Source organism: Paenibacillus sp. sgz302148 (assembly GCF_056120465.1).
On the sequence record NZ_JBVYOJ010000036.1, the window covers coordinates 25,288 to 37,522 of the forward strand.

Here is a 12,235-nt window from a genome sequence, read left to right on the forward strand (position 1 = left end):
AAGAACGAATCTATATTCATGGAAAGATGATCGGTGAATGTAAAATGTCAAAAACAAACGCGGATATTCTATTTTCTCGGAAAGCCCAATTTTTTCAATTAATTTGGCTTGTCTATCTGGCCTATCCCTTATTTATGCTCATTCACGAACCCGTCCTGCAAATGTGTATCGGATTCGGTTTATTGGCCGTCTTTGTCGTTTTCTATTTGCGCAGCTTTTGGGACGACCGCCTCAGGGTGATTAACATTTTGTTGATGCAGGCGATCATTTGTTATTTTACGCTGCATTACGACTCGGGTTTTTGGTTCATGTCGTTTTTTATGGCGCCCATCATGGGCAAGCTTCGCAACAAATATGAAATGATGATTTCCTATGCCGGGATGTCCGGTCTATTGATCGCCGTGGTCACGTATTATTTCGATGAATTTAACGAAACGTCGTTGGTTAGCTTTATTCCGGCCGTCATCATCATGTTTGCGATGCCGTTTTTCATTCGAGCCGGGATGAAATCTAACGAGTTAAAAACAAAGCTGAGCATTGCGAATGAAGAAATCGCCCGTCTCGTGAAAAACGAGGAGAGGCAGCGCATATCTCGGGATTTGCACGATACGCTGGGCCATACGCTATCGCTGATCGCGCTCAAAAGCGAATTGGCGGAAAAGCTGATCCATAAAAAGCCGGAACGTGTCGCGCACGAGATTAAAGATATTCAAACGACGGCGCGCGCTGCGCTCAAGCAATTGCGTGAGCTTGTCATGGAGATCAGTTCGGTATCGATCGGCGACGAAATCCGTCAAACGGAACAAATCTTGTCGGCTGCCTCGATCAAATTTACCGTTCAAGGCGATGTGAATCGTTTGCAGATCCCACCGCTAACCCAGAACATTCTCGGCATGTGCTTGCGCGAAGCGGTAACGAACGTCATCAAGCACAGTGGCGCGACAAGCTGTATCGTCGAATTGAAAGACGAGCCGGAGCAATTGACGATGACGATACGCGATGACGGTTCAGGCGCGGCATGTGAAAACGACGATGCGGCGCCGAAAGCGCAGTCTTCCGGCAGAGGGCTGCTCGGCATGAAGGAGCGGCTGGAGTTGATCGAAGGCAAGCTCGCCTTCCATTCGTCCCAAGGACAAGGGACGGAGGTTGTCATTACCGTGCCGCGTATCGTGAAACATCAAGGTTCTGAGGGGGTAAGCAAATGAAAGTAATCATCGCGGAAGACCAGCGAATGCTGCTTGGAGCGTTAAGCTCGCTGCTCGATTTGGAGGATGACATCGAGGTTATCGGACAAGCCGAAAACGGATCGCAGGCGCTGCAAATGATCGTCCAGCTAGAGCCGGACATATGCATTATGGACATTGAGATGCCGAACATGACGGGGCTTGACGTTGCAGAGCGGCTTAAAGAGATGAAGCATCCATGCCGCGTCGTCATTTTGACGACATTTTCCCGCTCGGGATATTTTCAGCGGGCCATGCGCGCGGGCGTTCGCGGCTTCTTGCTCAAGGATTCGCCGGTGGATGATCTGGCCGAAGCGCTGCGGAAGGTTCACCAAGGCGGCAAAGCGGTGAGCCCGGAGCTGTCGCTGTCGTTTTGGGAAGCGGAGAATCCGCTTACGGAGCGGGAGAAAGAGATTTTGAGGCTGGTCGGCCAAGGTCAGTCGGCGAATGAAATCGCCAAGGAATTGTTTCTGTCGAACGGAACGGTACGCAATTATATTTCGGAAATACTGCAGAAGCTGGACGCCAAAAATCGGATCGACGCGCTTGCGATCGCCGAGAAGAACGGCTGGCTCGGATAAAGTCGAACGGCTCCTCGCGATTAAGCGGAGGAGCCGTTGTCTTTATGAAAGACCGCCTTCAACGTTGCGATAAAAGCTTCCGCCGCTTTTGAAAGATAGCGGCCGTTACGATATGCGATGACGAGTGTTCGGGACGGTTTGGGTTCGCCGAACGAAAGGTAAACCGGCGCTTGCGCGCTCCATTTCGGACGCGTGAGCATTTGCGGCACGAATGCGATGCCCATGCCGGCTGCGACGAGCGACTGGACCGTCTCGATATTGCTGCTCTCGAAAACGATGCGCGGCGAGAAACCTGCCTTTTCGCACAATTCCAGCGCGATTTGCCGGAAGCCTTGTCCTCTTTTCAGCACGATGAACGGTTCGTCCTTTAAGTGACTTATTTGTAAGGGCTCGTCCTGTTCTCCGGAAGCATGCAGGGCGGCCAGCGGATGCTGCGGCGGAACGGCAAGGCCGATCTCTTCCTCGATGATCGTTTGGTACGTCAGCGACTGTTCGATGAGCGGAAGCGACAACAAGCTGATGTCGGTTTGCCCGCTCGCCGTCAAATGCTCCAGATTGGCCGTCGTTTCTTCGACGAGGACGATTTCGATGTCCGGATATTGCGCCTGAAACACCGGCAGCACCAGAGGCAATATATGCGACCCGGTGATCGGCAGGCTGCCGACGATAAGCTTGCCTTTGCGCATCTGGGATATGTCGGCCATCTCTTTCTTGAGCTGCTCGACCGCATCGACGATCTTCTGCGCTTGCTCCACGAACGCCGAACCGGCATGCGTCAGCTCAACGGAGTTCGTCGTTCGCTGAAACAGCAGGACGCCGATTTCCTTCTCCAGCTTGGACAGCTGCTGGCTGAGGGAAGGCTGGGCGATGTGCAGCTTTTCCGCGGCGCGGGAGAAATTTTTCTCCTTGGCGATTTGAATGGCGTATTGCAATTGGCGGATTTCCATCGGTTTTCCTGCTTTCTGTGACATCTTATTGTGTTTACCTATCAACCCTATAGATATTATATCTTGGAACAATGAAGAAAGAAATGTTAAGATGATTGCAAGTAAAACCAATCGCAGAGGTGACTGAAATGGCGAAAACAATGTACGAAAAAATTTGGGACAACCACGTAATCCATCAGGAGCCGGGCAAACCGGGCATCATCTATATCGATTTGCACCTGGTTCACGAAGTAACTTCCCCGCAGGCGTTCGAAGGCTTGCGCCTCAGCAACCGCAAAGTGCGCCGTCCGGAATTGACGTTCGCGACGATGGACCACAACGTGCCGACGAAAGACCGCTTCAACATTACCGACCCGATCTCGAAGCAGCAAATCGATACGCTTTCGAAAAACTGCGCGGATTTCGGCGTGAAATTGTTCGACCTGAACCATATCGATCAAGGTGTCGTTCACGTTATGGGACCGGAAGTCGGCCTGACGCACCCGGGCAAAACGATCGTTTGCGGCGACAGCCATACGTCGACGCACGGCGCGTTCGGAGCGCTCGCATTCGGTATCGGCACGAGCGAAGTCGAGCACGTGCTCGCAACGCAATGCTTGCAGCAGGCGCCTTCCAAGACGATGGAAATTCATTTCAAAGGCGCAAGAAAACCGGGAATCACGGCTAAGGACATGATCCTTGGCGTTATCGCGGCGCATGGCACCGATTTTGCTACCGGTTATGTCGTTGAATATACCGGGGAAGCGATCCGCCAGCTGACGATGGAAGAGCGGATGACGGTTTGCAACATGTCGATCGAAGCCGGAGCAAGAGCAGGCCTGATCGCTCCGGACGAAACGACGTTCGAATATTTGCGCGGACGCGATTATGTGCCTCAAGGCGCTGCATTCGACGAAGCCGTAGCGGAGTGGAAGAAGCTCGTTACCGACGAAGGCGCGGTATACGATACCCGCATCGAGTTCGATACGGACAGCCTTGTGCCGCAAGTGACTTGGGGAACTAGCCCGGGCATGGGTACCGACATTACCGCTTCCGTTCCGGATCCGCAAAGCTTTACGACCGAAAACGAACGCAAAGCGGCTGAAAAAGCGCTTGAATATATGGATTTGAAGCCGGGAACGCCAATGACGGAAGTGCCGATCGATTATGTATTTATCGGCTCTTGCACGAACGGCCGGATCGAAGACCTTCGTGCGGCCGCTGCCGTAGCTCGCGGCTACAAAGTTTCGCCTAACGTGACGGCGATCGTCGTACCGGGTTCCGGACGCGTGAAGCTGCAAGCGGAAAAAGAAGGGCTTGACCAAATTTTCACCGAAGCCGGATTCGAATGGCGCGACGCGGGCTGCAGCATGTGTCTCGCAATGAACCCTGACGTATTGAAGCCGGGCGAGCGCTGCGCTTCGACATCGAACCGCAACTTCGAAGGCCGTCAAGGCCGCGGCGGACGGACGCATCTCGTTTCGCCTGCAATGGCTGCGGCTGCGGCAATTAAAGGCCGTTTCCACGATGTGCGTGATTGGGAATTCAAAGCGCCGGTTATGAACTAAACCGAATCACATAGAGAGGGGATTTATCCGATGCAACCATTTAAACAGCTGACAGGGCTTGTTGCTCCTGTAGACCGCGTGAACGTCGACACGGATGCGATCATTCCGAAACAATTTTTGAAGCGGATCGAACGGACCGGCTTCGGACAATTTTTGTTTTTCGAATGGCGTTTTGACGAAAGCGGCAACGTGAACCCGAATTTCGAAATGAACAAACCGCGCTACGCAGGAGCGGAGGTTCTGATCTCCCGCGCCAACTTCGGATGCGGATCGTCCCGCGAGCATGCGCCTTGGGCGATTATGGACTACGGCTTCAAAGTGGTAATCGCGCCGTCGTTCGCGGATATTTTCTACAACAACTGCTTCAAAAACGGCATACTGCCGATCAAGCTGTCCGAAGAACAAGTCGAAGACCTGTTCCAACGTACGGCGAACAACGATGGCTACAAGCTGACGGTTGATCTGGAAGCCAAAACGATCACAGACGGCCAAGGGCTGTCTATCAGCTTCGATCTTGACGAGCACCGCCGCCAATTCCTGCTGCTCGGTCTCGACGATATCGGCTTGACGCTGCAGCACGAAGACAAAATCGCGGCATTCGAAGCGAAACGCGCAGCGAAATAATTTTGCCTTATATCATATTGAATTCTTGTAAGAAACAAACCAGTCTACACACGCAAATCGGTGTCAGGCTGGTTTGTTTTTTTCATTTGGAGTGTCTTCTATAACGCTTTTTTTGCAAAATGTCAATTCTATTAAACTCGCAACTTTTTCCTGTCGGGTTGCGTCTAATATATCGTCGCAAGCAGTCGAACCGCAGTGTATTTTGTCTTCACCACAACTTGTTTGCATTCCCTTGAACCGAAGATGAATCGCTGCGTTACCATACATATATTTGGCGTGCCGTGAGGTGGAAGATGAAGAAAGTCGCAGTGCTAGTTTTGATGATGTCGCTAATTTTTACGATGGTGCCTGTAATGGCTTCTGCGGCATCGAAAACAGTCGAAACGAAGTTGTATTTGGACGGCAGAATGATGGATTCCAAAGTGAAGCCGATGATCGTGAACAACAAGACGCTTGTTCCGCTTCGCATCATTGCCGAAGGACTGGGCTCCCAGGTCGACTGGAACGGCAAGAAGAAAACGGTTACCGTCAGCAAGCAATCCAAGACGATTCAATTGACGGTTAATCAGAAGAAAGCTGCCGTCAACGGAAAAACATTCGTATTGGAACAACCTCCGATGGAGGTGAAAGGGAATACCTATATTCCGCTCCGTTTTGTCGGCGAACAACTGGGGGCGCTCGTTTCCTGGGACGGTCCGACCAAGTCGGTTTTTGTATACAAACCGGTTGAGGAGTCGAAGCCTCCGGTAAGCGGAGGATCAAAGCCGGATCCGGGTTCTTCGAATGAAGGAAACGGAGGGTCGACTCCGGCGGACAACGGAAGCGGCTCCTCAAGCGGCGATGGAACCGGTACGGTTCAGCCCGGTGACGGCAGCACAGGGACGACGCCGCCGGCGACAGGCGAAGGAAACGGGACTGAGCAACCGACCGATCCTGCCGCGGATCCGATGAAACGGATTCAATCGATCGCATTCGAGCAAGGCAGAATCACGATTCAGGGGGACGGTCCTATCAAGACGGACAAGCCCTTTATGTTAACAAATCCGGACCGTCTTGTCGTAGACCTGCCTTACAGCAAATTCGGGGACATATTTAACGGCGCTTCGATGTCCGATCCGAAAGTCAAACAGGCCGGCGAAGTGAGCGTAACGGGCGATACATACGTCAACAAAATCCGCTATTCGTTATATACCGATACGCCGTCTACGATCCGCGTTGTCGTCGATTTGAAGTCGAACAGCAGCTATTCGGTCGAAGCGAACGATTCGTCGAACCAGTTGATCATCACTACCGATCCTGCACTCGTGACGGTGCCTGTACCGGATCCGTCAACGGACCCGACAACCGACCCGTCGACGAATCCGCCGACAGACCCTTCGACAGATCCGGCAACCGATCCGAATGCGAATCACAAATATAAGATCGTCATCGATGCCGGACATGGGGGCAAAGACCCGGGAGCGCCTACGATTACGAAGAAGTGGGAGAAAAACTTCAATCTGGCCGTGGCGACCAAAATCAACGAACTGCTCAGCCAAGTGCCGAACGTGGAAGTGATTATGACCCGCTCGGACGACACGTTCTACGAGCTCGACGACCGCGTCAAAATCGCCAACGACGCCAAGGCCGATTTGTTTATTTCGATTCACGGCAATGTGTCTGCTTCAGCCGCCGTGCGGGGGACCGAAACGTATTATTGCCGACCGGAAAGCAAGCCGTTCGCGGACTTTATTCATCAATACATCATGCAAGGCACAGGGTTACCGAATCGCAACGTTAAGCAAGCGAACTTCCGGGTCATCAAGAACACGACGATGCCCGCCATCCTGATCGAATCGGGATTTTTGTCGAATGCCATCGACGAAGCCGCGATGTTTAAAGAGGATTTTCAATATAATATGGCGAATTCTATTGTCAGCGGGTTAAAGGCATATCTGGAAATCAAATAACCCGTTGCTTTCAGAGAGAGAGGAGATTAGTCATGAAACCGAAACGCAAACAAGCAGCATTGAAGAAAGCTGCTGCCCTCGTACTTGTTTCCACGCTGATTGGAGGCAATGCCGCTTACGCTGCGGAAGTCGGAGGATCGGCAGGCGGAACGAAAACAACCGGAACAACATCAAATGCGACCGGAACGACATCGAATACAACCCAAGCGCTGAAGCCCCGCACACCGTTTACCGACGTGAAGGCAGGGCATTGGGCGGAGAAGTATATTTCCAAGCTGTCTTTGCTTGGCATTATCAAAGGCGAAAAGGGATTGTTCAACCCTTCCCAATATGTCAAACAACAAGACGTCGTTATTATGGCGATTCGCATGATGGGGCTGGAGAACGAGATTGATAAAAATACGACGGTCGTGTTTCCGTCGAATTTCAAGGTAAGCAATACGGCAAAACCGTATGTCGTTCTCGCTTTCTCGAAAAATCTACTCGACAAGGAAGAGGAAATGACGACGTCGGGTAACGATCTTACGGCTTGGGGAGACCGGATCGCAACCCGAGAATGGGTGGCGAAGGTGATCGTCCGCGCGCTGGGCAAGCAGGATGAGGCGATCAAGCTGATGAATCAGCCGACGACGTTCAAGGATAACGGGCAAATCGACAAGAAGGCTTTAGGCTATATCAACGTAGCGTTGAACCTCGAGCTGATCAAGGGGATGACGACGGATACGGTTGTGCCGACAGGCAAGATGAACCGCGCGCAAATCGCGACGTTAATCAGCCGCGCCGTTTCGCTGTCGGACGTTCCGCTACAGAACGAAACTAGGGGCGTCATTACCGAGTTGACACCGCAGCTGCTGAAGGTGCGGGCGGATAACGGCCAAGTACGCGAATTCGCACTGCAATCGAATACGAACTATTATACATACAAAACCGAAACGCCAATTGATTTTACCGAGCTGAAGCCGTATATCAAGGTGACCGTCATCGAGAATCAGGGCAGCGCCGGTTATGTCGAGATTACTGACGAGCAGCCGCAACTGGAATCGATTGAAGGCAAGCTGATCAAGGTTTATCCGAACCTGTACAAAATGACGATGCTGGTGAACGACAACTACGTCGATTATTTCTTTGACCCGGCGGTCAAGGTGATCGACATGAACGGCGGCGGCTCCAGCTTGAGCGCGCTTGTGCCGAACAGTCAGATCGAAATCAAACGCGACAAGTTCGCCACCGATCCGAAGGTGCAAAGTATCGCCGTGAAGCAAGTGCCGCTGAACAAAACCGGCGAAGGCATCGTCAAAACGACAAACGCCGCCGCAAGATCGATCGAGCTCTCCGATAAAACGACGGGCGCTGCCGAAACGATTACGGTTACCGACGATACGCAAATTCGCGATATTGAAGGCAAAATGATCAAGCTGACGGATATCGTTGTCGGCGACACGGTTGCTTACGAGATCAAGGACAATGCGCTTACTTCGGTCGTCATTACGAAGACCGGCTTCCGTACGGAGAAAGGCGAGCTGCGTTCCGTCATTGCCGACGAAAGAACGATTCTGTTCAAAAAAGACGGCATCGTGAACGAAATCCGGACACTGGCCGATTCTTATTCCGTTTCGATCGAAGGTTTAAAAACTGCAACGCTGGACGACCTGCAAGTAGGCGATCAGCTCACGCTTACAGTCAACGACGAGAAGAGGATCGTGGCGATCGCCGTATCCAATCGCAAGGTGGAAACGTACAATCGGGCGACCGTCGTCTCGTATGACGTCGAGTCGAAGCTGCTGACGTTCAAAGATCCAACGGGGAAATCGGCGGCCGTCCTGGAATTGAAGCCTACGACCAAAATCGACCTTGACGGCACGGCTTTAACGCTGGATGCAGCTGCCGCTTATTTTACGAAGAGCAAAAAAATCAATATCACCTTCGTTGGCGATAAAGTGATCTCGATTCAAATCGCTAATCGATACGACGGCACTTTGTCGAGCTATAATTCGGCATCGAACAGCATTACGCTGGTGACGAACGACAACCAAACGGTGAATCTGACGTTATCTAGCCCGTCCGTCGAAGTATTCGGCAAAACAACGGGAAGCCTGAACGACCTGAAAACCGGCGATTCCATTCGTGCCGTATTGAATGCTGCGCAGGACCGCGTGATCCAAATCCAGGTGAAGAAAACGCAGCAGTTCGAAGTCGTCGCTCGCGACGCACTGACCCGCAAGCTGACGATCCGCGACGAGTCGGGCGTTAGCTACGATGTTACGGTTGGTACAACGACGCCGATCACAACGGAGAATAACGACAATCTTGCGTTCGGCGATCTTGCGCCAGAGCAATTCGTCAACGTATCGCTGCTCGGAAAAACGCCTTCCTCGATCGTACGGGTTAACGTATCCCGCGGCACGGTCACGGGGGTTGACACATCAGCCGGCAAAATAACGGTTCGTGAATTTTCCGGCGTACAGTCGACGCTGACATTGAGCGGAAACTATAAGGTGATTCGCAACGGCTCCGCGAGCAACAACCTGCTAGGACTCGCCTCGGGAGACCGGATCGAATGGAGGAAGGATGCCGAGCTTAATCAAGTGCTGACGGTCATTCCGGCCTTGACCAAAACATTCTGGCAGTACAACTCGCAATTGAACGAGGTTAGCGTACGCAAATCGACGTTAACGGAGGCGACTCCTACGTACAAGCTGGCGTCGAACGTCTACATTCATCAAGGCGAAGGCTTGATCGGCATCAATTCGCTGAAGGACGGAGACCGGATCACGTTATATATTTATAAGAATAAAGTTATCGAACTCGAAAAAAACTGAAACCTTTAACCTGCAAAAACCGTCAAAGAATAGGACAGGCTGTTCCGTTCTCGACGGTTTTTTGTCATTTTGATTATTTTGCGAAAAAAGTTTCGGTTTTTCTGCGTCGTAAGCATTGATTAATCGCCGTATATTCGTTACACTGAAACTCGTATGATTTTTCAAAGGAAGTGAAGCCCGGCATGAACCGATCGCAAATGCGTCATATACTCGATACGGTAGGCGAAATGTTTCCCGATGCGCATTGTGAGCTAAATCATGCGAATCCTTTTGAGCTTACGATCGCGGTACTGCTATCGGCGCAATGTACGGACGAAACCGTCAACAAGGTGACAGCCGACTTGTTTAAGAAATATAAGACGCCGGAGGATTATTTGGCGGTGCCTCTGGAGGAACTCGAAAACGATATCCGCCGGATCGGTTTATTTCGGAATAAAGCAAGTAACATACAGAAGCTATGCCGGATGCTGATCGACCTGCATGACGGACAAGTGCCCGAACGGCACGAACAGCTCGTCGAACTGCCTGGGGTAGGACGCAAGACGGCAAATGTTGTCATGTCGAATGCATTCGGCGTTCCCGCCATCGCCGTCGATACGCATGTCGAACGCGTCTCCAAACGGCTTGGCGCCGCAATGCCGGACGATACCGTACTCGAGGTGGAGAAGAAGCTGATGAAGCTTGTCCCTCAAGACGAATGGACAATTACGCATCACCGGCTCATCTTCTTCGGACGCTACCATTGCAAGGCGCAAAATCCGAAATGCGAGCTTTGCCCGTTAGTAACGGTATGCAAAGAAGGAAAAAAACGTATGAAATCGAGCGTAAAAACCAAAACTAAAACAAGCTAACAGACAATTATGAGACAGGATAAGGATGGGATTTAAAATGAAATGCATTTCCGTATATACGAACAATTTCGAGCAGTTTTCCGACATATTCGAGCAAATCATGAGCACCCAGCTAAAAGAAAACGAAGAAACCGTCATCGAAGGCATCACGGTTAGCGAATCCGGCGAAGTGCCCGAGAACTACTTGGACAAAATGCGCGCGAAGCTTGAAGTCGTCGTCATGAAGGTGAAAGATAGCGATATCGTCATTTTGCAGCACGGAAAAGTTTTTGAAATACTTATTCCGGAAAAAGAAAGTGTGGTACACTAGAAACCGAGTTACTCGGTTTTTTTTGTTGTTATTTGTCGTAAGTTATAGGGTCCTCGAAAAGAAAATTGGAATAGACTATGAAGATCCGCTTCGCTTTTTGGGGTACAGATATGGGGGAGCAGAGGAATGAAAGTGATGTCAAGCGGCAGTTCAACCGCCATGGCGGATGGGCTGGAACGTATAAGAGAACTAACGGCGCGCGCAGGCGACGAAGTCCAGGCGTCGAAGCTCGGGCAGCTGGTCGATAAGCTGGCTTCGGAGCAAATGTATATTGCTTTTTGCGGACATTTCTCGGCAGGCAAATCAAGCTTGATCAACAAGCTATGCGGCACGCAGCTGCTGCCTTCGAGCCCGATTCCGACAAGCGCCAATATCGTGGCGATTCATAACGGCAAGGAGAAAGCCGTCGTGAAGCAGAAAGTGGCCGGCGGCCTGACGCAGGCGGAAGTGCCGATCGCGGAGCTTTCGAGTTATTGCAAAAACGGAGAATTCATCGAATCCATCGATATTTATTACCCGATCCCGCTGCTCGGCGATCATGCCGCGTTGCTGGACACGCCGGGCGTGGACTCGACCGACGACGCCCATATGATGTCGACGGAATCGGCGCTCCATCTGGCGGATGTCGTGTTTTACGTTATGGATTACAATCATGTGCAGTCGGAAATGAATTTTGCTTTTGCAAAGCGGCTGCTCGATTGGGGCAAGCCGCTTTATTTGATCGTGAACCAAATCGACAAGCATCGCGCGAGCGAGCTCAGCTTCGAGGAATACAAGGCGGGCGTGGAGGCGGCATTCAAGCAATGGAACCTGCAGCCGAGCGGTATTTTGTATTTGACCTTGAAGCAGCCGGACCATCCGTACAATGAATACGATAAACTACTGTGGGTGCTGCAAGGATTAATGAAGCATACTCGGGAGTTAAGCGAGTTCAGCGTACAGCAGTCGGCCCGGTATTTGATCGGCGAGCACGAAAAGGTGCTTGCCGCCAGGAACGAGGCCGCGAAGACGGAGCTGATCGAAACGATCGGCGGGCCGGAAGCCGCACAAGCGTTGTCCGCCGAGCTTGCGGAAGCGGAAGAGCGCGAGTCCGAGCTGCGACGCCGCCCGGAGGAGCTGTTCACGCAGCTCAAGCGGGACATCGAGCATCTGCTCGATAATGCAAACGTCATCCCGGCGAAAACGCGGGATCTGGCGCATGCATATTTGGAGAGCCGCAAGCCGGGCTTTAAGGTCGGCTTGCTGTTCGCCGGGGCGAAAACGGCGGCGGAGATCGAAGCGCGCCTAACGGCGCTGTATAAGGACTTCGCCGATACGGTTACGGCGAATCTCGACAAGCATATCCGCGACCTGCTGCGCCAAGCGAGCGAGAACAACGGCTTGC

At 52.0% G+C, this 12,235-nt stretch carries 10 protein-coding genes; 9 read left to right on the forward strand and 1 reads right to left on the reverse strand.

All coding sequences use genetic code 11. The features are described from left to right. Positions 1 to 44 precede the first annotated feature (44 nt). Positions 45 to 1,205, forward strand: a complete 1,161-nt coding sequence (locus tag AC0LWM_RS31290; RefSeq protein WP_474678963.1) for a sensor histidine kinase — start codon at positions 45 to 47, stop codon at positions 1,203 to 1,205. Next, positions 1,202 to 1,804: a response regulator transcription factor gene (locus tag AC0LWM_RS31295; RefSeq protein WP_474678964.1), complete on the forward strand. Its 603-nt coding sequence runs from the start codon at positions 1,202 to 1,204 to the stop codon at positions 1,802 to 1,804. The genes AC0LWM_RS31290 and AC0LWM_RS31295 overlap by 4 nt, the downstream gene beginning before the upstream one ends. A 20-nt stretch (positions 1,805 to 1,824) precedes the next feature. Here AC0LWM_RS31295 and AC0LWM_RS31300 read toward each other — a convergent pair whose 3' ends face one another. Further along, positions 1,825 to 2,751, reverse strand: a complete 927-nt coding sequence (locus AC0LWM_RS31300) for a LysR family transcriptional regulator (RefSeq protein WP_474678965.1) — start codon at positions 2,749 to 2,751, stop codon at positions 1,825 to 1,827. Between the two features lie 128 nt (positions 2,752 to 2,879). Between AC0LWM_RS31300 and leuC the strand changes: the two genes are divergently transcribed. From leuC to AC0LWM_RS31335, 7 genes are all read left to right on the forward strand, one after another. Then, on the forward strand, positions 2,880 to 4,298 hold the full coding sequence (gene leuC / locus AC0LWM_RS31305; RefSeq protein WP_474678966.1) for a 3-isopropylmalate dehydratase large subunit: 1,419 nt from the start codon (positions 2,880 to 2,882) through the stop codon (positions 4,296 to 4,298). Between the two features lie 30 nt (positions 4,299 to 4,328). After that, the gene (gene leuD, locus AC0LWM_RS31310; RefSeq protein ID WP_474678967.1) at positions 4,329 to 4,922 is read left to right on the forward strand and encodes a 3-isopropylmalate dehydratase small subunit; all 594 of its coding nucleotides are present in this window, start codon (positions 4,329 to 4,331) and stop codon (positions 4,920 to 4,922) included. Positions 4,923 to 5,215: 293 nt separating this feature from the next. Beyond that, complete coding sequence (locus tag AC0LWM_RS31315; RefSeq protein WP_474678968.1) at positions 5,216 to 6,871, forward strand: N-acetylmuramoyl-L-alanine amidase family protein; 1,656 nt, start codon at positions 5,216 to 5,218, stop codon at positions 6,869 to 6,871. Positions 6,872 to 6,903: 32 nt separating this feature from the next. Beyond that, positions 6,904 to 9,690: an S-layer homology domain-containing protein gene (locus tag AC0LWM_RS31320; protein WP_474678969.1), complete on the forward strand. Its 2,787-nt coding sequence runs from the start codon at positions 6,904 to 6,906 to the stop codon at positions 9,688 to 9,690. A gap of 182 nt (positions 9,691 to 9,872) precedes the next feature. Beyond that, a complete protein-coding gene (gene nth / locus AC0LWM_RS31325; RefSeq protein WP_474678970.1) occupies positions 9,873 to 10,541 on the forward strand; it encodes an endonuclease III in 669 nt (222 codons plus the stop codon). A gap of 37 nt (positions 10,542 to 10,578) precedes the next feature. Continuing rightward, the gene (locus AC0LWM_RS31330) at positions 10,579 to 10,851 is read left to right on the forward strand and encodes an NAD/NADP transhydrogenase alpha subunit (protein ID WP_474678971.1); all 273 of its coding nucleotides are present in this window, start codon (positions 10,579 to 10,581) and stop codon (positions 10,849 to 10,851) included. Positions 10,852 to 10,977: 126 nt separating this feature from the next. Continuing rightward, positions 10,978 to 12,235 (forward strand): dynamin family protein (locus AC0LWM_RS31335; RefSeq protein ID WP_474678972.1); only part of this gene is annotated, 1,258 nt, incomplete at its 3' end.